The 18,883-nt window shown below is 61.2% G+C and carries 22 protein-coding genes; 16 read left to right on the forward strand and 6 right to left on the reverse strand.

From position 1 onward, the window contains the following. Positions 1–7: 7 nt before the first annotated feature. The 3 genes from ggt to PJL69_RS07505 all read right to left on the reverse strand — a co-directional run bounded on the left by ggt (position 8) and on the right by PJL69_RS07505 (position 3,413). A complete protein-coding gene (gene ggt / locus PJL69_RS07495) occupies positions 8–1,789 on the reverse strand; it encodes a gamma-glutamyltransferase (protein WP_271309106.1) in 1,782 nt (593 codons plus the stop codon). 79 nt (positions 1,790–1,868) lie between these two features. Further along, positions 1,869–2,420: an RNA 2',3'-cyclic phosphodiesterase gene (gene thpR / locus PJL69_RS07500; RefSeq protein ID WP_271309107.1), complete on the reverse strand. Its 552-nt coding sequence runs from the start codon at positions 2,418–2,420 to the stop codon at positions 1,869–1,871. Between the two features lie 6 nt (positions 2,421–2,426). Continuing rightward, the gene (locus tag PJL69_RS07505; protein WP_209096925.1) at positions 2,427–3,413 is read right to left on the reverse strand and encodes a 2-hydroxyacid dehydrogenase; all 987 of its coding nucleotides are present in this window, start codon (positions 3,411–3,413) and stop codon (positions 2,427–2,429) included. 89 nt (positions 3,414–3,502) lie between these two features. Here PJL69_RS07505 and PJL69_RS07510 point away from each other — a divergent pair, with 89 nt between their 5' ends. Further along, a complete protein-coding gene (locus PJL69_RS07510) occupies positions 3,503–4,084 on the forward strand; it encodes an SH3 domain-containing protein (protein WP_271309108.1) in 582 nt (193 codons plus the stop codon). A gap of 27 nt (positions 4,085–4,111) precedes the next feature. Here PJL69_RS07510 and rpe read toward each other — a convergent pair whose 3' ends face one another. Beyond that, positions 4,112–4,801 carry a ribulose-phosphate 3-epimerase gene (gene rpe / locus PJL69_RS07515; protein ID WP_271309109.1) on the reverse strand — a complete coding sequence of 230 codons (690 nt, stop codon included), beginning with the start codon at positions 4,799–4,801 and terminating at the stop codon, positions 4,112–4,114. 398 nt (positions 4,802–5,199) lie between these two features. Between rpe and PJL69_RS07520 the strand changes: the two genes are divergently transcribed. Genes PJL69_RS07520 through PJL69_RS07535 form a run of 4 tightly spaced genes read left to right on the forward strand, consistent with a single transcriptional unit; the run spans position 5,200 to position 6,782 of the window. Beyond that, positions 5,200–5,982, forward strand: coding sequence for an urease accessory protein UreD (locus PJL69_RS07520; protein WP_271309110.1), 783 nt, complete (start codon positions 5,200–5,202; stop codon positions 5,980–5,982). A 4-nt stretch (positions 5,983–5,986) separates the two neighbouring features. Further along, entirely contained in the window at positions 5,987–6,289 is a 303-nt protein-coding gene (locus PJL69_RS07525; protein WP_271309111.1) for an urease subunit gamma, read from the forward strand. Positions 6,290–6,309: 20 nt separating this feature from the next. Further along, positions 6,310–6,477: a peptidase M23 gene (locus PJL69_RS07530; RefSeq protein ID WP_271309112.1), complete on the forward strand. Its 168-nt coding sequence runs from the start codon at positions 6,310–6,312 to the stop codon at positions 6,475–6,477. Further along, positions 6,474–6,782, forward strand: coding sequence for an urease subunit beta (locus PJL69_RS07535; protein ID WP_271309113.1), 309 nt, complete (start codon positions 6,474–6,476; stop codon positions 6,780–6,782). Before PJL69_RS07530 ends, PJL69_RS07535 begins: the two co-directional genes overlap by 4 nt. Before the next feature lie 152 nt (positions 6,783–6,934). Here PJL69_RS07535 and PJL69_RS07540 read toward each other — a convergent pair whose 3' ends face one another. After that, positions 6,935–7,363 (reverse strand): hypothetical protein, encoded by a 429-nt coding sequence (locus PJL69_RS07540; protein WP_271309114.1) that lies wholly within the window; start codon positions 7,361–7,363, stop codon positions 6,935–6,937. Between the two features lie 91 nt (positions 7,364–7,454). Between PJL69_RS07540 and ureC the strand changes: the two genes are divergently transcribed. The 11 genes from ureC to PJL69_RS07595 all read left to right on the forward strand — a co-directional run bounded on the left by ureC (position 7,455) and on the right by PJL69_RS07595 (position 16,686). Beyond that, the gene (ureC, locus tag PJL69_RS07545; RefSeq protein WP_271309115.1) at positions 7,455–9,194 is read left to right on the forward strand and encodes an urease subunit alpha; all 1,740 of its coding nucleotides are present in this window, start codon (positions 7,455–7,457) and stop codon (positions 9,192–9,194) included. Positions 9,195–9,205: 11 nt separating this feature from the next. Continuing rightward, the gene (locus PJL69_RS07550) at positions 9,206–9,790 is read left to right on the forward strand and encodes a hypothetical protein (protein ID WP_209096947.1); all 585 of its coding nucleotides are present in this window, start codon (positions 9,206–9,208) and stop codon (positions 9,788–9,790) included. Between the two features lie 133 nt (positions 9,791–9,923). After that, positions 9,924–10,148 (forward strand): DUF1127 domain-containing protein, encoded by a 225-nt coding sequence (locus PJL69_RS07555; protein WP_271309116.1) that lies wholly within the window; start codon positions 9,924–9,926, stop codon positions 10,146–10,148. 25 nt (positions 10,149–10,173) lie between these two features. Next, positions 10,174–10,677, forward strand: a complete 504-nt coding sequence (gene ureE, locus PJL69_RS07560) for an urease accessory protein UreE (RefSeq protein ID WP_271309117.1) — start codon at positions 10,174–10,176, stop codon at positions 10,675–10,677. Continuing rightward, positions 10,667–11,311 carry an urease accessory protein UreF gene (locus tag PJL69_RS07565; RefSeq protein ID WP_271309405.1) on the forward strand — a complete coding sequence of 215 codons (645 nt, stop codon included), beginning with the start codon at positions 10,667–10,669 and terminating at the stop codon, positions 11,309–11,311. Before ureE ends, PJL69_RS07565 begins: the two co-directional genes overlap by 11 nt. Positions 11,312–11,326: 15 nt before the next feature. After that, on the forward strand, positions 11,327–11,965 hold the full coding sequence (gene ureG / locus PJL69_RS07570) for an urease accessory protein UreG (RefSeq protein WP_271309118.1): 639 nt from the start codon (positions 11,327–11,329) through the stop codon (positions 11,963–11,965). Positions 11,966–12,100: 135 nt separating this feature from the next. Then, positions 12,101–12,775 (forward strand): energy-coupling factor ABC transporter ATP-binding protein, encoded by a 675-nt coding sequence (locus PJL69_RS07575; RefSeq protein WP_271309119.1) that lies wholly within the window; start codon positions 12,101–12,103, stop codon positions 12,773–12,775. Then, positions 12,775–13,371: an energy-coupling factor transporter transmembrane component T family protein gene (locus tag PJL69_RS07580; protein ID WP_271309120.1), complete on the forward strand. Its 597-nt coding sequence runs from the start codon at positions 12,775–12,777 to the stop codon at positions 13,369–13,371. Before PJL69_RS07575 ends, PJL69_RS07580 begins: the two co-directional genes overlap by 1 nt. Positions 13,372–13,461: 90 nt before the next feature. Then, positions 13,462–14,022: a biotin transporter BioY gene (locus PJL69_RS07585; RefSeq protein ID WP_271309121.1), complete on the forward strand. Its 561-nt coding sequence runs from the start codon at positions 13,462–13,464 to the stop codon at positions 14,020–14,022. Between the two features lie 8 nt (positions 14,023–14,030). Further along, the gene (locus PJL69_RS07590) at positions 14,031–15,536 is read left to right on the forward strand and encodes an AMP-binding protein (protein ID WP_271309122.1); all 1,506 of its coding nucleotides are present in this window, start codon (positions 14,031–14,033) and stop codon (positions 15,534–15,536) included. Next, positions 15,517–16,686 (forward strand): thiolase family protein, encoded by a 1,170-nt coding sequence (locus PJL69_RS07595; protein WP_271309123.1) that lies wholly within the window; start codon positions 15,517–15,519, stop codon positions 16,684–16,686. Before PJL69_RS07590 ends, PJL69_RS07595 begins: the two co-directional genes overlap by 20 nt. 121 nt (positions 16,687–16,807) lie before the next feature. On the opposite strand, the gene ilvD is transcribed toward PJL69_RS07595, so the two are convergent. Then, the gene (ilvD, locus tag PJL69_RS07600) at positions 16,808–18,661 is read right to left on the reverse strand and encodes a dihydroxy-acid dehydratase (protein WP_271309124.1); all 1,854 of its coding nucleotides are present in this window, start codon (positions 18,659–18,661) and stop codon (positions 16,808–16,810) included. Positions 18,662–18,883: the final 222 nt, after the last annotated feature.

The following is an 18,883-nucleotide window of genomic DNA, read 5'->3' on the forward strand; positions in this document are numbered from 1 at the left end:
GATGCGCTTATTCGCCATAGGCCACCCCTTCGCGGCGGTTGTCCGCCCCGCCCTGCAACCCATCACCAATTGCGATGGCATGCAAGCCAGAGTTCAGCCCCCGCACATTCACCTCAAAACCCATCTCCGTCAGAGGGGCCTCAAAATCAGCAGCTGCGGTGCCTTCTTCCACATCATAAGTGCCAAAGCGGTTCACCAGATGCGGCAGATCAATCGCCGCCTGCACATCCATCCCCCAATCCATGTGGGCGATGATGGTTTTGGCCACATAACCGATGATCCGACTGCCGCCCGGGCTGCCAATCACCAGCACAGGTTTGTCGTCTTTCAACACAATGGTTGGCGCCATCGAGGAACGCGGGCGTTTGCCCGGCTCCACACGGTTGGCAATCGGCACGCCGTCACCATGAGAACGGAAGGAGAAGTCGGTCAGCTCGTTGTTGAGCAGATAGCCGCGCGCCATCACCCGGCTGCCAAACCCGTTTTCAATCGTGGTGGTCATCGACAACGCGTTGCCATAGCTGTCCACAATCGAGATGTGCGAGGTGGATGGCTGCGCAAATGTCTGCCCGTCGCCCCAGTTCAGCGCATGGTCAAACTCCGGCGTCCCCGGTGCCACGCTTTCCAGCGCCTTATCACCAGACAGCAGCTCTGCCCGCGCGGCCAGATAGTCTGGCGAAACGAGGCCCGCGGTCGGCACCGGCACAAAATCACTGTCCGCCATATAGCGCCCACGGTCGGCAAAGGCCAAACGCGAAGCATCCCCGATCAGACGCCAGGCATCCGCGCTCTCAGGCCCCATGCCCGCCATGTCATAAGCACCGACCAGCCCAAGAATCTGCCCCACGGTCAGCGCACCAGAAGAGGGCGGCCCCATGCCGCAGACATCGTGATCGCGATACTCCACACAGACCGCATCGCGCTCTTTCACCTGATAAAGCGCCATGTCAACCGTGCTCAGCACGCCGGGATTGTCGGCACTCCGCACCGTAGCCACAATATCGGTCGCGATCTCACCGGTGTAAAAGGGATCCGCGCCATGTTCCGCCATCAGGCGCAGGCTCTCTGCATAGTCCGCGTTCTGCAAGACACTGCCTTCCGACAGCGGCGCGCCACCGGGCAGGAAATAAGCCGCCGTGGTCGGATGGCTTGAGAGCCGCTCCGCATCATTGGCCACCGCGCCTGCAAGGCGTGGGGACACCGCAAAGCCTTTTTCTGCATGGCCAATCGCCGCATCCAGCAGGCTGGGCCAGGCGCTGCGCCCCCAACGTCGGTGCGCTTCTTCCATCAACATCGGCGTGCCCGGCACCCCGACAGAGCGCCCGCCAACCACCGCATCAAAGAACTTCATGCGCTCGCCGTTTTCATCCAGAAACAGCTTCGGCGTGGCCGCCAAAGGCGCTTTCTCGCGCCCATCCAGCGTGGTCACCGTGCCGCTCTCAGCATCATACCAGACCAGAAACGCGCCCCCGCCAAGGCCCGAGCTTTGCGGCTCCACCAGCCCCAGCACCGATTGCACAGCCACCATGGCATCCGCCGCCGATCCCCCGGCGCGCAGCACATTTGCGCCCGCCTCAACCGCCAGCGGATTGGCCGCCGCCACCATCCAGTTTTCTGCAGATGTGGGCTGACCTGCGACCTTGGCGTCCTGCGCGGCCATCAGAGCCTCAGGGATCTGACCACCAAGCTGAGTCGCAACCTCTGGCGCAACGCTGTCGGCGGCCTCCTGTGCCAAACTCATGCTCGCCATTAGGCAAGCCACGGAAACACTTAATGAAAAACGCTTCATTCCACTCTCCCTAAACTTAAAAAGGGGCGCGCTCTGCCGCTCCTCCACAGACCGACGCGCCGCTTCCCCTCAGCTTAAGTCAGAGCGGCGGCATCACCAACAGCGGATAATCGCTCAGCACCTCATACTGCGCGCCTTCCGAGGTCAGATTGGAGCGATAGAGCGCGAATTCAGACACCGAGATCGGCCACATATCAAAATGAGCCCCACGTGAAATCGCACCTTGGATCTTTTCCGGTGCGTGCTGACCATCGCGAAAACGGCTCAGCGTCACATGCGGGCGAAACCGGCGCTTTTCGATTTTCATGCCCACCCGACGTGCGGCGCGGGCCACATCCGCCTGCAAATCCATCAACACCGGATCCGGCGCCACCAACACCCCAAGGCATCGGCTTTTGGCACCACCAAAAATGTCGATGCCCTTCATCGTCATTTCAAAGGGCAGCGCCTGGATCATTTCCAGCTCTTCATGCAGCATTTCCAGCTGCTCCACCGGCTGATCATCCAGAAACGCCAGTGTCACATGCAGATTGGCCGCTGCGACCGGTGTGCCAACCGCCAGACGGTCCTGCACATCCAAGAAACGATCCGCTTCTGGACCCTCCAGCGGTATGCCGACAAAAGCCCGCATGCCGCCTCAGAGCATCGCTGGCACAACCAGATCCGGTGGGCGGTGACCATCATCAAACGTCTTGATATTGATCAGGACTTTCTCGCCCATCTCGATCCGACCTTCGACAGTGGCCGATCCCATATGCGGCATCAGCACCACATTGGGCACACCGCGCAGATCAGGATGTACCTCATTGCCGTGCTCAAAAACATCGAGCCCAGCGCCCGCCAGATCACCGTTCTTCAGCGCACGTACCATGGCGTTTTCGTCGATCACTTCCCCGCGGGAGGTGTTGATCAGCACCGCCGAGGGTTTCATCAGCTTCAGACGACGCGCATTCAGCAGATGGAAGGTTGAGGGCGTATGCGGGCAGTTCACGGAAATCACATCCATACGCGCCAGCATCTGGTCAAGGCTTTCCCAATAGGTCGCCTCATATTGCGCCTCAATTTCAGGGCGCAGGCGGCGGCGGTTGTGATAGTGGATCTGCATGCCACAGGCCTGCGCGCGCCGCGCCACAGCCGTGCCGATGCGGCCCATGCCCAGAATGCCGAGCCGCTTGCCGCTCACCCGGCCACCCAACAGCGCCGTAGGGGCCCAGCCGTCCCATTCGCCAGATTGCATGCGCTGCACGCCTTCGCTCACCCGGCGGGTCACGCCAAGAATCAACGCCAGCGCCATATCCGCCGTGTCATCGGCTGACACACCCGGCGTATTGGACACCAGAACGCCGCGCTGACGGGCCGAAGCCACATCAATGTGGTCCACACCGGCGCCGTAGTTGGCGATCAACTTCAGCCTGTCCCCAGATTGCGCAATCATATTGGCGTCTATCTTGTCGCTCAGCGTTGGCACCAGAACATCAGCGTCTTTCATCGCTGCCGCCAGCTCTTCGCGGCTCATTGGGCTGTCATCATCGCGCAGCCGCACATCAAACAGCTCAGACAGCCGTGTCTCAACAGCTTCCGGCAGGCGTCGCGTCACGACAACACTCAGACGTTGCTTTGGCATTCAATGCCTCCCCATACTTTCCAAATCAGCCCGTTGATGTCACAGTGCAACACAGGCAAGCGGCGCACAAGAACCCCTCCGCACCTTCAATGCAGAAAAAATCAGGCAAAATGTTCACCTTGGGTCGAAATTCTCTTGTGAGCCTGGCCACGGCTTTGCTGTTGGCGCTCACATCTTCCGTTGCGGCAAACCCTGTGTCCGCTCAAAGCGCAAGCACAGACACGACCGCAGAAACCGCTGCGCCCAAACGCGGGCCTGTCACCAACCTGCCATTGCCGCGCTATGTCTCTCTGAAGGCGAGCAAAGCCAATGTGCGGCGCGGCCCGTCCCGCACCCACCGCATCGACTGGGTCTTCACCCGCAAATCAATGCCACTTCAGATCACCGCCGAATATGGCCACTGGCGGCGCGTGCGCGACATCGAAGGTGCAGGCGGCTGGATCCACTACTCCCTGCTCTCCGGCGTGCGCACCGTGATTGTACAAAAAGACATGCTGCCTCTTGCCGTGCGCCCGGATCAGACACAGGCCACCGCCCATCTGGAACTCGGGGTGATTGCAAAGCTTGAGGAATGTACGCTGGATTGGTGCCGCCTGAAGGCCGGCGGCTACAAAGGCTGGGTGCAGAAAACCGACCTTTGGGGTGTGTCAGCCGAGGAAATCCGCGACTGACACTGATTGGTCCTGAAGCAGAGGCGCTTACTGTGCCGCCTCGGCTGCGGCGCGGATGGCGCGGATGTTGTCGCCGTAGACCTGCGCCTGATCGACAGAGCCGCCTTTGAACACCGCAGAGCCTGCCACCAGCGCATCTGCACCCGCCGCAGCCACCAGAGGCGCGGTTTCGGTGGTCACACCGCCGTCGATTTGGATGTGGATCTCACGATCGCCAATCATCTCACGGCAGCGGCGGGTTTTCTCCACACCAGAATGGATGAACTTCTGGCCCCCAAATCCGGGGTTCACCGTCATGATCAGCACCATATCCACCAGATCAAGCACATGTTCGATGCTTTCCAGTGGGGTGCCCGGATTCACAGCCACGCCCGCTTTCACGCCCTGCGCCTTGATCGCCTGAACGGTGCGGTGAATGTGGGGGCCTGCTTCCACATGCGCAGTGATCATATCTGCGCCTGCTTCGGCGTAGGCCTCGATGTAAGGATCCACTGGCGCGATCATCAGATGCACATCCATGAAGGTTTTCACATGCGGACGGAACGCTTTCACCGCGGGCGGGCCAAAGGTCAGGTTCGGCACAAAATGCCCGTCCATCACATCCACATGCACCCAATCCGCACCCTGATCCTCAATCGCGCGAATCTCCGCACCGAAGTTGGCAAAATCCGCTGACAGGATGGATGGGGCGATCTTAATCTTGCGATCAAAGCTCATATCTGGCTCCTTCCCGGCCACGCCGGGATTTGAAGAGAGGCGTTGGCAAGTCTTTGGCCAGCCCACGCATAAAGGCGGTATCGCCACCGAAACAGCGATTCGAAACTGGCGGCAAAATGGCGATCACGTCGAGAAATTTCAATCCAATTGCCGTCCGTGTGCCAAAGTTCGCAGTTTGCCCGATTTTTCATCCAAATCGCTCAATATGCGCAAATTTCATACGCATGTGACAGATCCGCTCAAAAAACGGGCAGGCGTTCTTTTGATGCGCCGCCGCCAATGCGAGTCACAAGGAAAACCGACACCGCTCATCGGAGACGCCCATCACCGCCTTAACGCCCATATCACGCCCAGAGCCCGCTCTGCCGCAACAACCGCGCGCGCAGGGCAGCGCCGAAATGGCCAGCAAGCTGCGGGGGGCGGCCTCGGTGCTGGACGATCTGCGCCTGTCCGGCTCCAGCCGCGTTCTTTTCCCACATGCCAACTATCCACGTGGCCGCACCCAGGCCCTGCAGGCGGTTCTGCTCAACACCGCTGGCGGCATCACCGGGGGCGATTGTTTCTCTGTCTCAGCCTCCGCTGGCGCAGACAGCCAGCTCACCATCACCACGCAGGCCGCCGAGCGCGCCTATCGCAGCATTGACGCCAAACCGGGGCAGCTTGAGACAACACTCACGCTTGAGGAAAACGCCCAGCTCGACTGGCTGCCGCAAGAAACCATCCTTTTTGACGGGGCCTCCCTGTCGCGCAGCCTGACTGTGACCATGCACAAAACCGCGCGTTTTCTGATGGTGGAGCCGCTGATCTTTGGCCGCACCGCCATGGGCGAAACCCTGCGCAAAGCCGATATCTTTGACCGCATCACCGTGACGCGTGATGATGAGCTGCTGTTTGCAGATCGCGTCAAACTCAGCGGCAACATTCAGGCACATCTTGACCGCCCCACCATCGCAGGCAGCGCGCGCGCCATGGCCACCATCCTGCTGGCCGCGCCCGATGCGGGCCGCCATCTGGACAAGCTGCGCGCGCTTCTGCCCGCCACCGCAGGGGCCAGCGAGATCCGCGATGGCCTGCTGTTTGCGCGCATTCTGGCCGAAGACGGCCACGCCCTGCGCCAATCCCTCATTCCCGCGCTCACGCTTTTGCACGGCGCTGATATTCCCCGAACATGGATGCTCTGACCACATGCAACTGACCCCCCGTGAAAAGGACAAACTGCTGATCGCCATGGCCGCCGAAGTGGCCCGCAAGCGCCTCGCGCGTGGCGTGAAGCTCAACCACCCCGAAGCGATTGCCCTGATCACCGAAGCCGTTGTCGAAGGCGCGCGCGATGGCCGCTCGGTGGCCGATCTCATGCAATCGGGCGCACAGGTCATCACCCGTGACCAGTGTATGGAAGGCATCGCCGAGATGATCCACGAAGTGCAGGTCGAAGCCACCTTCCCAGATGGCACAAAACTTGTGACCGTCCACAACCCAATCCGCTGACTGACGAGAGGAAGACAGACATGCAACGTTTTGCCGTCACGGCGCTCGCCACCGCCACAGCTGCCCCCGCCTTGGCCCATTCAGGTGCACATTTGCACCCTCATGCCGACCATCCGATCTGGCTGTCTCTGCTTTTGGGATCCCTCGCTGTTGGCGCCTTTGGTCTTTTCATGTGGAAGAAAAAATGATCCCCGGCGAACTGATCCCTGCAGAGGGCGACCTAACCCTGAACGCACACGCCGAAGTCACCACCCTTATGGTGGCCAACACCGGCGATCGCCCCATTCAGGTGGGCAGCCACTACCATTTTGCCGAAACCAATCCAGCACTGGATTTTGACCGCGCCGCCGCCCATGGCCTGCGTCTGGACATCGCTGCAGGCACCGCCGTGCGCTTTGAGCCGGGCCAACGCCGAGAGGTGCACCTCATTCCGATTTCAGGCGCGCGCCGCATTTATGGATTTAATCAGAAAGTCATGGGGCCTCTCTCATGACCTAACCCCAAGGAGATTTTGATGCAGACGATTGCCACGGGCTCGATCACGGCCTCACTAAATGGGTTTTTCTTTATGTCCCGGCTGATGGAGCGCAACATGCGCACCTCACACGCGATGACAAAGGCACTGATGACATCCATGACGATGCCCTATCTGGTGAGCACATCGCCAGCTTTGGCCACGCCAAAACCTACGGCGGAGAAACCGAAACAGGCGACCAAACCCGCCGCGCCCCGGCGCAAAGCTGCACCAAAAACAAAACCGACCACCGCGCGCCGCGCGGCGTCCGCAACCGCTGCCAAACCTGCCGCAACAGAGCCAAGCATCAAAACGGTCACCACCAAAACCGAAGCACCGGCAAAACCGGTCACCACAACACGCAAAGCAAAGCCAGAAGCAAAAGCGGCCCCAAAGCCCAAAGGTGCCGCCACACCACAACCGAAGCCCACATCCAAGCCTGCTGCCAAACCTGCGGCAAAGGTGGTGGCAAAAACCGCCGCACCCGCGCCCAAAGCAGAGACAGACCCAGCGCCAGCGGCGCGCAAAACCAAACGCCAGCCTTCCACGCCGCCAGCCATGCCGCCCGCTGCAGCTGAAACGGCTAAACCGAAAAAATAACGGGGCGCACGACCACACTCTGCGCCTGCCAAACCAACAGAGACCCCTTTTATGCCAGCAAAAATTTCCCGCTCCGACTACGCCGCCATGTTTGGCCCCACTGTGGGTGACAAGCTGCGCCTCGCTGACACCGATCTTGTGATTGAGGTGGAGCGGGATTTGACTGCTGAGAAAGCCGGAAACGGCAATGCGCTGAGTTATGGCGAAGAGGTCAAATTCGGCGGCGGCAAGGTGATCCGCGATGGGATGGGCCAAGCCCAGACCACCCGCGCCGAAGGGGCTGTGGACACAGTGATCACCAACGCGCTGATTGTCGATCACACCGGCATCTACAAAGCCGATGTGGGCCTTAAGGATGGGCGCATCGCCAAAATCGGCAAGGCGGGCAACCCGGACACCCAACCGGGGGTGGACATCATCGTCGGCCCCGGCACCGAAGCCATTGCGGGCGAAGGAAAAATTCTGACTGCAGGTGGGTTTGACAGCCACATCCACTACATCTGCCCACAGCAGATCGAAGATGCGCTGCACTCAGGTCTCACCACCATGCTCGGCGGCGGCACCGGCCCAGCGCACGGCACTTTGGCCACCACCTGCACCCCCGGCCCATGGCACATTGGCCGCATGTTGCAATCCGCCGACGCCTTTCCGATGAACCTCGCCTTTGCGGGCAAGGGCAACGCGTCGCTACCTGCGGCCATCGAAGAGCAGGTCAAGGCAGGGGCCTGTGCGCTCAAACTGCACGAAGATTGGGGCACCACGCCCGCCGCCATTGACTGCTGCCTTTCGGTGGCCGACGCGATGGACGTGCAGGTGATGATCCACACCGACACGCTCAACGAATCTGGCTTTGTCGAAAACACCGTGGCCGCCATGAAGGGCCGCACCATCCATGCCTTCCATACTGAGGGCGCAGGCGGCGGCCACGCGCCAGACATCATAAAAATCTGCGGCGAAGAGCATGTGCTGCCCTCCTCAACCAACCCCACGCGTCCCTTCACTGTGAACACGGTGGATGAGCATCTGGATATGCTCATGGTCTGTCACCATCTGGACAAATCCATCCCAGAGGATGTGGCCTTTGCCGAAAGCCGCATCCGGCGCGAGACCATCGCGGCTGAGGATATCCTGCATGACATGGGCGCGTTCTCAATCATCGCCTCTGACAGTCAGGCCATGGGGCGCGTCGGCGAGGTGCTGATCCGCACGTGGCAGACCGCGGACAAAATGAAAAAACAGCGCGGACGTCTGCCCGAAGAGATCGGCGAGAACGACAACTTCCGCGTCCGCCGCTATATCGCAAAATACACCATCAACCCCGCCATCGCCCATGGCATCGCCCATCAGATCGGCTCCATTGAAGAGGGCAAACGCGCCGATCTCGTGCTCTGGAACCCGGCTTTCTTTGGCGTAAAACCGGAAATGGTGCTGATTGGCGGCTCCATCGTCTGTGCCCAGATGGGCGACCCCAACGCCTCCATCCCCACCCCACAGCCGGTCTACTCCCGCCCGATGTTTGGCGCCTATGGCCGTGCCGTGGAAAACGCCGCCGTTGTCTTTGTCTCCGAGGCAGCACAAGCCGAAAACATCGGGGCGTCACTGGGCTTGGCAAAACAAACCCTCGCGGTTCAGAATACCCGCAAGATTGGCAAGTCGGATCTGAAGCTAAACGCCGCCACCCCGGAAATTGAAGTCCATCCAGAGACTTACGAGGTGCGCGCCGATGGTGAACTTCTGACCTGTCAGCCTGCCGAGGTGCTGCCCATGGCACAGCGGTACTTTATGTTCTGACCGGAGGCCCTATGCGCGCACTACTTCTCGCCCTCACCTGCTTTGCCAGCCCCCTTGCTGCGCAATGCCCCACCGCTTCTGACATGGAAACCGGCATCCGTCTTGAGGATAAGGACGGTGCCATGGAGACCTATCAAAGCTTTGGCGCAAACCATGTCCGCGGCCTCTGGGAAGACACCACCGGCATTCAATCCAAATACGTCCTGCTTAAAGGGCTCTATATTGTGGAGCAGTTTGATCTGGAGGATGGCAACGCCATTCCTGACAGTCGCGCCACCCACAGCTATCCGATCAGCCCAGAAGATGCGCCCCTGCCCGTCGCCGGCGGGCGCTGGGACACAAAAGTGGTCACCATGGACACCGAAGGCGTCGAAAGCCGTGTGGAAAGCTATGTCTTCGGAGACACAACCCGCATCACGTTGGGTGGTTGCAGCTACGACATGATCCCGGTCACCGGCATTTACTACGATGACGACGGCTACGAGGAAACGCTGCACTACCTGCCGGAGCTTGGCTTCTCCTATCTGTCGGAAGCCCGCTACACCAACGAAGCCCCAGACCGCTATGTCTATGTCGATATCAAAGCGGTGCCATAACACCCAAAGGCCACGCTGCATTGCAGCGTGCGCAAAACAGCTATGACGAAAGACCCTGTGCACATGCCAGACATTTTCCCCCATATTCATCGCCAGGGGAGGACCGAACGTTTTTATCGAACTGAGGTTCAAAATGGCACTCACAGACACAACATCCGCCGCACCGTTTGCGCTTGGCAAACTGCTGGCAGCACCCTTCCGGGCAATCGGCAATGGCCTGATCGCGCTTGCAGAAAACAACAGCCGCGTACAGCAAATCGAAACGCTGAACGCCATGTCCGATGCACAACTGGCCGAACGGGGCCTGCGCCGCGAAGAGATCGTGCGCCACGTCTTCCGCGACTACATGCATCTCTGATCCTGCGGGCAACCGGGGGGGCGTCATGACCGCTCTGCCCACCGCCCGCGCCTACCACGGCCACGCCCATGCCCCCGCAGCGGGGCAAGTGGCGCTGACCTACGAAGACCGCTTCCTGCGCCGCAAAACCCTGCGGCTGGAAGACGGCAGCCGCCTCCTTGTCGATCTGCCCAAAACCACATCGCTCGATCATGGCGGTGTACTGGTGCTGACCGACGGGCGCGAAATCACCGTGACCGCCGCGCCGGAGCCGCTCTTGCAGGTCACCGCAGATGATCTCACCCGCATCGCCTGGCACATCGGCAACCGCCACACCCCGTGCCAGATCGAGGACGGCCGCCTGCTGATCCAGCCCGACCACGTGATCAAAGACATGCTGGGCCTTTTGGGCGCAACCGTGACCGATGTTACCGAACCGTTCACGCCCGAAGGCGGCGCTTATGGCCATGGCCGCACCCATGGCCACGATCACAGCCATCCGCACGCCCATGATCACAGCCACGATCATGACCATCAACATGAGCACTGATCCAATTCTCACATTGGCCCAATGGCTTTCCCCTGCCTATCCGGTGGGGGCTTTCACCTACAGCCACGGGCTGGAGGCGCTGGTGGACTACGGCGCGGTGCACAATGCCGCCAGCTTTTCCGACTGGCTCACCGACACGCTCACACATGGCGCAGGCCACAACGACGTGATCCTGCTCGCCGCCGCCTACAAGGCTGACGATCTGACCGCCCTAACTGAGGCAGACGACCTCGCCCGCGCCCTCGCCCCCTCCGCGGAACGCCTTCTGGAAACCGATCAGCAGGGCGCGGCTTTTGTGCGCACCGCCAGCGCCATTCACGACCTCGACCTGTCCAAGCTCACCTATCCGGTGGCCGTGGGCCGCGCCGCGCGCCTGCAGGATCTGCCGCTGCCAGAAACCGCCCGCTTCTTCCTGCACGCCTTTGCCGCCAATCTCACCTCCGCCGCCACACGCCTTGTGCCTTTGGGTCAGACAGAGGCGCAAAGCGTGCTCACCGCCCTCACCCCGCTGTGCCAGACCATTGCGGATCAGGCGATCGCAGCGCCGCTCTCGGCCATTGCCTCTTCTACATTTGCCTCTGACATCGCCTCGATGCGGCATGAAACCCAATACTCCCGGCTGTTCCGGTCCTAATCACAGGAAACCCACATGACGTCTTCCGCTTCTCCCCATGGCCCGCTCCGCATTGGCATCGGTGGCCCTGTTGGCGCTGGCAAAACCACGCTCACCGCCAATCTTTGCCGTGCCCTGCGTGACAAGCTTTCCATCGCCGTGGTCACTAATGACATCTACACCCGCGAAGACGCCGAGGAGCTGATGCGCCAGCAGGTGCTGCCGCTTGAGCGCATCAAAGGTGTTGAAACCGGCGGCTGCCCGCACACCGCCATCCGCGAAGACGCCTCTATCAACCTCGCCGCCATTGACGAGCTGACCAAAGAGATCCCCGATCTCGACATCGTGCTGATTGAATCTGGCGGCGACAATCTCTCCGCCACCTTCAGCCCAGAACTGGCCGATCTCACCATCTATGTGATCGACACAGCCGCGGGCGAAGAGATCCCGCGCAAGGGTGGCCCGGCCATCACCCGCTCTGACATTCTGATCATCAACAAAACCGATCTTGCGCCCTACGTTGGGGCCTCGCTGGAGGTCATGGAGCGCGACGCCACCAAAATGCGCGGCACCCGCCCCTTCCTCTTCACCTCCCTCCGGCACGGCAAAGGGCTGGAGGCGCTGCTGCCGCTGATTGGCGACATCGGCGGCGTGCCTGCCCTCATGACCGGATAGGCGGAACAGTTTCCCAAGAAACACGCCCCTCAGAGCTTCTCATTCCCAAAATATCCCCGCCGGAGGCATCCTGCGCTTCAACCAGCGCGCGCGCCGCGTTATGAGCGCAACAGGCAGCAACCGGCGGAACCAACCATGATCGAGCTTCAAAACGTCAGCCTCTCCTACGGGGACCGCACGGTTCTGCGCGATCTCTCTCTGCGCCTGACGGAACGCCGCATCGCGATCATTGGCGCAAATGGCTCCGGCAAATCCACCCTCGCACGCTTGCTCAATGGCCTCGCCCTGCCCAGCACGGGCGACGTGCTGGTGGATGGGCTCAACACCCGCAAACAGGGCCGTGAGGTGCGTCGCAAAGTGGGCTTTGTGTTTCAGAACCCCGACAATCAGATTGTCATGCCCATCGTCGAAGAAGATCTGGCCTTTGGCATGAAAAACTGCGGCTTCTCCAAAGCCGAGATCGCCACCAAAACCGATGAAATCCTTGCCCGCTATGATCTCAGTGGTCTGCGCGAATACCCTGCACATCTGCTGTCTGGCGGCCAGAAACAGCTGATTGCCATCTCCGGCGTGCTGGTGATGGAGCCGGACATTGTGGTGATGGACGAGCCCACCACGCTGCTCGATCTGCGCAACAAACGCCGTATTGCCCGTGCGGTGGCCGCCTTGGATCAGCGTGTCATCACCGTCACCCACGATCTCGATCTGATCACCGATTATGACCGCGTGATCGTGATTGATGAGGGCCGCGTTTTTGCCGATGGGCAGCCTGACGAAGTGATCCCCGCCTATCAGGAGCTCATGGCCTGATGCTCGATCTTTACGCCCCCGGTCATTCGCCACTGCACCGCATGCGCCCATCTCTGAAAATGGGGGCGCTGATGGTCGGGGCCACACTCCTGATGATCAACCAAAGCCTGCCGATCACCGTGGCCGCCGCATTGGTCATCCTTGCGCTCTATCCGCTGGCGCAGCTCACGCTCAAACAGGCTTTTGCGCAAGTCCGCCCCCTGCTGTGGATCTTTGTGCTGTTCTTTGCGGTGCAATGGTATTTCTCAGGCCTCACCATGGCCGCTTATGTGGTGCTGCGCCTGGCCGCACTGATCCTGCTCGCCAGCCTTGTCACCCTGACCACGCGCTCCTCCGACATGATCGACACGATGACGCGCGCCCTGCGCCTTTTCCGTCCGCTTGGCGTGAACCCCGAAAAGGTCAGCCTCGCCATCTCCCTCGCCCTGCGCTTTATTCCTGTGCTCGCTCAGATCATGACCGAGGTGCGCGAGGCGCAAAAGACGCGCGGACTGGAACGCTCCGTCATTGCTGTGGCCATGCCCATGGCGATCCGTGCGATCAAGATGGCGGATGATATTTCGGATGCCATCGATTCCAGAGGATATCGTTCCTGAGTTGCGCTAACAGCGGCGCAAGTGCTTGAGCCTGTGCGTCACTCCTTTTTACCCGTTTCTCCAATGAAAAACGCAAAAGGGACGGATCAGATGGACACCGCACTCAAACAAGGCTTCGCGACCAAAGACATCGTCTATATCGCGCTCTTTGCCGCTCTCACCGCCGCACTTGGCCTGATGCCCCCAATCCACTTCGCCGGCGCGGCACTGCCACCAATCACCGCGCAGTCGCTGGGTGTGATGCTTGCGGGTGCTGTGCTTGGGTCCAAACGCGGTGGTCTTGCGCTGCTGCTGTTTATCGCGCTTGTGGCCGTGGGCTTGCCGCTTCTGTCCGGTGGCCGTGGCGGTTTTGGCGTGCTCATCGGCACATCGGGTGGCTTCCTGCTCGCATGGCCTTTCTGCGCCGCCCTCATCGGCTGGCTCATTGAGCGTGACAGCGACGCAAGTGCTGTCAAAACAGGTATTTACGTCGCAATCGGTGGCATTGCCCTGATGTATGCGGCTGGCATTCCTTGGATGGCCTTCATCGGCAAACTGGGCCTCACCAAGTCTCTGACGATCATGGTGGCCTACATCCCCGGCGATCTGGTAAAGGTGGTTCTGGCGACAATCATCGCCCGCGGTCTGCGCCGCGCCTTTCCAGCCCTCTGAGGACACGTTTGCCTTTACGACACGCAATAGATCACCACGCCCGCCAGCGCCCCGACGCGCTGGCGGTTGCTGTTTCTGACACCCGTCTGACCTACGGCGCATTGCATCGCCGACTGCAACGCCTGCATGCGGCCCTCAGCGCTCTCCCCGCACAACCCCGTGCCGATTTGAGCCTGCCTGAAGACGCGCGCAACTTTGCCCTGTCCGCTGGCAACCATCCCAATGCACCGACGCTTCTGGCTGCGGCATTGGCCACCCCCCACGCCGTCACCCTGCTCGATCCGCATTGGCCCGACGCCCTGCATCAGCGCGTGCTGGCGAAACTTCCTTCGGATGCGCTCTTCTGCCTCTCTACCCAGACCGCCCTGATTGCCGCCGCCGCACGCCTTGGCATCCCAGCCATCCGCATCGACACCGCCGACTTTGACGCCTTCCTCGCCGCGCCTGCAGAGATCCCTTTCACCGATCCCCGCGCGATCTTCATGGTGGGCTTCACCTCTGGCACCACATCCGAGCCCAAAGCCTTCGCCCGCGCCCGCCACAGCTGGCGCGCCTCGCTGGATGCCAGTCGCCTCGCCTTTGCCCTGACCGAGCAAAGCAACACTTTCGCGCCCGGCCCGCTGGCCCATGGCATCACGCTCTACGCGCTCGCCGAAACCCTGGAACTTGGCGCCGCCTTCCACGCTCTGCCGAAATTTGATCTCACCGCCGCCCATGCGGCCATGGCAGAGACCCGCCGCATCGTCGCCGTGCCAAGCCTGCTTGGCGCGCTCTGTCACGGCGCACCGGTGGATCAGATCGTGGAGATCACCACCGCCGGGGCCAAACTCGATCCAGCCCTTCTAGCAAAGGCGCGCAGCCATTTCCCCCGCGCCCGCGTGCATGAATACTACGGCGCGTCCGAGCTGGGCTTTGTCAGCCTCAACACCCATGGCCGCGACAGCTCTTCTGCGCCTGCCCATTCCGTGGGTCGCCCCTTCCCGCATGTGGAACTCTCCCTGCGCCAGAACGGTCAGGAGGTCGCCCAAGGTGAACCCGGCACCATCTTTGTGCGCGGGGATCTGGCGATTGACAGCTACCTCTGGGGCGGGCGCACCTCCGGCTTCCGCCGCGAAGGCCCATGGGCCACCGTCGGTGACGTGGGCAAACTCAACAATGACGGCAGCCTCAGCCTCCTGGGCCGCGAAGGCGGCATGGTCATCACCGCAGGTCACAACGTCTACCCGCAGGAAATCGAAACCGCGCTCTCTGAAATCCCCGGCCTGTCTGCGGCCGTGGTGCTCGGCGTCGCCCATCAGTCGCGCGGCCAAGAACTGGTCGCCATTGTGGAGGGCGACACCCCGCTTGACGAGCTGCGATCGCAACTCGCCATCCGCCTGCCCCGCTACAAACTCCCGCGCCATTTCTACCGCACGCAGGACTGGCCCCTGACCAGCTCCGGCAAACCGGACCGCGGCCGCCTGCTCTCCTGGCTCAGCAAAAAGGACGCGCGCCTTGTCCCTGCTGCAAGCTGAGCGCCAGCCGGTCATCATCGCCGCCCGCCGCAGCGCCATCGGTCGCGCAGGGGGCATCTTCGCCTCCCTTGAGGTGGAAGACCTCGCCGCACCCGTGCTGCAAGCCACCCTCGCTGACGCGGGCCTCTCCCCCAACGCGATTGACGATGTGATCCTCGGCAACGCCGCAGGCCCCGGTGGCAACGTGGCCCGCCTAGCGGCGCTGCACGCAGGCTTCCCAACCGCCATCCCCGGCGTGACCGTGGATCGCCAATGCGGCTCCGGTCTTGAGGCGGTGATGATGGCCTGCCACCTCATCATGGCGGGCGCGGGCACCACTTATCTCGCGGGTGGCGTCGAAAGCCAAAGCCGCGCGCCCCTGCGCACCCTGCCCGCCAGTGGCACCTTGCCCGAGCACAGCTTCAACCGCGCCCGTTTTGCACCCGACAGCATTGGCGATCCAGAAATGGGGCCCGCCGCCGACATGGTGGCAGATGAATTCAACATCTCCCGCGCCCGACAGGACGCTTTTGCCCTGCGCTCCCAACAGCGCGCAACTGAGGCCCGTGCCGCGGGTCGTTTGACCGCCGAAGTCACCCCAATCGCAGGCCACACCCTCGACGAATGCATCCGCGACACGATGACAGCCGAGCGCCTCGCCCGCCTGCGCCCTGCTTTCGACAAAGATGGCACGGTGACAGTGGGCAACGCCTGCCCCCTCAACGACGGCGCAGCTGCCCTGCTGATCACCACCGCCGCCAAAGCGCGCGCACTGGGTCACACCAAAGCCCTCGCCTACCTTGGTGGCGCGGCGGCAGGTGTGGACCCCAATATTCTTGGCATCGGCCCCGTCGCTTCCACCAAAAAGCTGCTCAAGCACCACCCAAATCTGCGCCTCGCTGATCTCACCCATCTGGAATTCAACGAAGCCTTCGCCGCGCAGGTGCTCGCCAGCCTTGATGCGCTAGGGCTCGACGAGACCCTGCCCAACCCAGACGGCGGTGCCATCGCGCTCGGCCACCCATTTGGGGCCTCGGGTGCCATCCTCGTGGTGCGCCTGTTCAGCCAACTCATCCGCCAACCCGCGCCCGAAGACGCCCTCGCCATGGCCATGATCGGCATTGGCGGCGGCCAAGGGCTCACCGCTGCTTTCCAGCCCACACACCTCTAAGCTCTTCTCATTCTTCAAATATTCCGGGTGAAGTCACACCTTTGGTGTGACGAGGGCAGCGCCCTCAAAACAAAAACGGGGCCGCACTGCGACCCCGTCTCTCATCTCACATCAGACGCGCTTATTCGTCTTCGTCATCCAGCATCCGCACCGCACCAAGCGAAGCGTTGGACACGTGCTGTGCATAAACCTTCAGTGCTTTGGAAACCGCACGAGGGCGTCCCTCGGCTTTCCAGAACTTCTTGCCCGCCTGCGGGTGGTTGTCACGACGGCGCTGCAGCTCCTCGTCGCTCACATCCAGATGAATGGTCCGGTTGCGCACGGAAATGCGGATCTTGTCGCCGTCTTCCACCAGGCCAATCACGCCTTTCTCTGCCGCTTCCGGCGAGGCGTGACCAATCGAAAGGCCAGCAGTACCGCCAGAGAAACGCCCATCAGTCAGCAGCGCACAGGTGTGATCCAGCTTCTTGGATTTCAAATACGCCGTTGGGTAGAGCATTTCCTGCATGCCTGGCCCACCTTTTGGCCCTTCGTAGCGGATCACCACCACGGAATACGGCTGCACCTCATTCTGCAAGATGCCATGCATCGCATCTTCCATGGATTCATAGACCTTCGCGGTGCCTTCAAACTCATACATCTGTTTGATCACACCGGCAGTTTTCAGGATACAGCCCTGCTCTGCGATGTTGCCAAACAGCACGCAAAGCCCACCTTCTTCGGAATAGGCATTGGCAAAGTCACGCACGCAGCCGTCTTCCACGTCCAGATCCAGTTCGGTGTACATCCGCGACTGACTGAAGGCCTCCGTGGTGCGCACGCCGCCAGGGGCCGCGATGAACAGATCGCGCGCTTCATTGCCAGCGGTTTCGCGGCGCACATCCCATTTGTCGATGAATTCGCCCACGGTGCGTTCATGCACGGTTGCGCAGTCGCGGTGGATTTTGCCTTCGCGCTCCAGCTCGCCCATGATCCGCGCAATGCCGCCTGCCCGGTGCACATCTTCCATGTGATATTTCGGCGTTGATGGTGCCACTTTGCTCAGATGCGGGATCTCACGGCTCAGGCGATCCATATCCGCCATGGTGAAATTCACGCCACCCTCATGGGCAATCGCCAGAAGGTGCAGAACCGTGTTGGTAGACCCACCCATGGCAATATCGAGCGCCATGGCGTTTTCAAAAGCCTTGAAGGTCGCGATGCCACGCGGCAGCGCGGTCTCGTCACCTTCTTTGTACCAGCGGTCACACAGCTCGATGATCTTGTGACCCGCTTCTTCAAACAGCCCGCGGCGTTTGGAGTGGGTCGCCAGCAGCGAGCCATTGCCCGGCAGCGCCAGACCCAGCGCTTCGGCCAGACAGTTCATCGAGTTTGCAGTGAACATGCCAGAGCAGGAGCCACAGGTTGGACAGGCAGAGCGTTCCAGCTTGTCCACTTCTTCCTGGCTGCGGTCTTCATCGGTCGCGCCGACAATGGCGGTCACGAGGTCAGCCTTATGTTCGCCGTCTTTCAGGATCACCTTACCGGCTTCCATCGGGCCACCGGAGACAAAGATCGCCGGAATGTTCAGGCGCATTGCCGCCATCAACATGCCGGGGGTGATCTTGTCACAGTTGGAAATACAGACCAGCGCATCGGCGCAATGGGCATTCGCCATATATTCCACAGAGTCCGCAATCACTTCGCGGCTTGGCAAGGAATAGAGCATCCCGTCATGGCCCATGGCGATGCCGTCATCCACCGCGATGGTGTTCATCTCTTTGGCCACGCCACCGGCTTTCTCAATCTCACGTGCCACCAGCTGGCCCATGTCCTTAAGATGCACGTGACCGGGCACAAATTCGGTGAATGAGTTGACCACCGCCACAATCGGCTTGCCAAAGTCTTCCGTTTTCATACCCGTCGCCCGCCATAGCGCGCGCGCAGCCGCCATTCGGCGACCGAATGTGGAGGTCTTGGAACGAAGATCGGGCATTTTATGCTCTCCTGAGGATGGCGTGGGCACCAAGTCTGATACCCCATTCATTTCTGGTCTGCACGGGTGCCATTCAAGAGGCCGGAATGCAAGCAAGATCAGAAATTTTGTTGCTCAAAATCACCGCACATCTTTCAGGATCAATCAATTGACACCCCAAATTGAGACCTGCCTCCCAGTTTGAGGCTAAGATCGGCATAATCGCGCATGTGAAAAGCGCGC

Origin of the sequence: Shimia sp. MMG029, from assembly GCF_027947445.1 — a bacterium.
GTDB lineage: Bacteria > Pseudomonadota > Alphaproteobacteria > Rhodobacterales > Rhodobacteraceae > Shimia.

Coding starts and splice junctions, on each gene's coding strand:
- ggt (WP_271309106.1), bottom strand. CDS start 1,789: ATGAAGCGTTTTTCATTAAGTGTTTCCGTGGCTTGCCTAATGGCGAGC.
- thpR (WP_271309107.1), bottom strand. CDS start 2,420: ATGCGGGCTTTTGTCGGCATACCGCTGGAGGGTCCAGAAGCGGATCGT.
- PJL69_RS07505 (WP_209096925.1), bottom strand. CDS start 3,413: ATGCCAAAGCAACGTCTGAGTGTTGTCGTGACGCGACGCCTGCCGGAA.
- PJL69_RS07510 (WP_271309108.1), top strand. CDS start 3,503: ATGCAGAAAAAATCAGGCAAAATGTTCACCTTGGGTCGAAATTCTCTT.
- rpe (WP_271309109.1), bottom strand. CDS start 4,801: ATGAGCTTTGATCGCAAGATTAAGATCGCCCCATCCATCCTGTCAGCG.
- PJL69_RS07520 (WP_271309110.1), top strand. CDS start 5,200: ATGGCCAGCAAGCTGCGGGGGGCGGCCTCGGTGCTGGACGATCTGCGC.
- PJL69_RS07525 (WP_271309111.1), top strand. CDS start 5,987: ATGCAACTGACCCCCCGTGAAAAGGACAAACTGCTGATCGCCATGGCC.
- PJL69_RS07530 (WP_271309112.1), top strand. CDS start 6,310: ATGCAACGTTTTGCCGTCACGGCGCTCGCCACCGCCACAGCTGCCCCC.
- PJL69_RS07535 (WP_271309113.1), top strand. CDS start 6,474: ATGATCCCCGGCGAACTGATCCCTGCAGAGGGCGACCTAACCCTGAAC.
- PJL69_RS07540 (WP_271309114.1), bottom strand. CDS start 7,363: ATGGCTGGCGGCGTGGAAGGCTGGCGTTTGGTTTTGCGCGCCGCTGGC.
- ureC (WP_271309115.1), top strand. CDS start 7,455: ATGCCAGCAAAAATTTCCCGCTCCGACTACGCCGCCATGTTTGGCCCC.
- PJL69_RS07550 (WP_209096947.1), top strand. CDS start 9,206: ATGCGCGCACTACTTCTCGCCCTCACCTGCTTTGCCAGCCCCCTTGCT.
- PJL69_RS07555 (WP_271309116.1), top strand. CDS start 9,924: ATGGCACTCACAGACACAACATCCGCCGCACCGTTTGCGCTTGGCAAA.
- ureE (WP_271309117.1), top strand. CDS start 10,174: ATGACCGCTCTGCCCACCGCCCGCGCCTACCACGGCCACGCCCATGCC.
- PJL69_RS07565 (WP_271309405.1), top strand. CDS start 10,667: ATGAGCACTGATCCAATTCTCACATTGGCCCAATGGCTTTCCCCTGCC.
- ureG (WP_271309118.1), top strand. CDS start 11,327: ATGACGTCTTCCGCTTCTCCCCATGGCCCGCTCCGCATTGGCATCGGT.
- PJL69_RS07575 (WP_271309119.1), top strand. CDS start 12,101: ATGATCGAGCTTCAAAACGTCAGCCTCTCCTACGGGGACCGCACGGTT.
- PJL69_RS07580 (WP_271309120.1), top strand. CDS start 12,775: ATGCTCGATCTTTACGCCCCCGGTCATTCGCCACTGCACCGCATGCGC.
- PJL69_RS07585 (WP_271309121.1), top strand. CDS start 13,462: ATGGACACCGCACTCAAACAAGGCTTCGCGACCAAAGACATCGTCTAT.
- ilvD (WP_271309124.1), bottom strand. CDS start 18,661: ATGCCCGATCTTCGTTCCAAGACCTCCACATTCGGTCGCCGAATGGCG.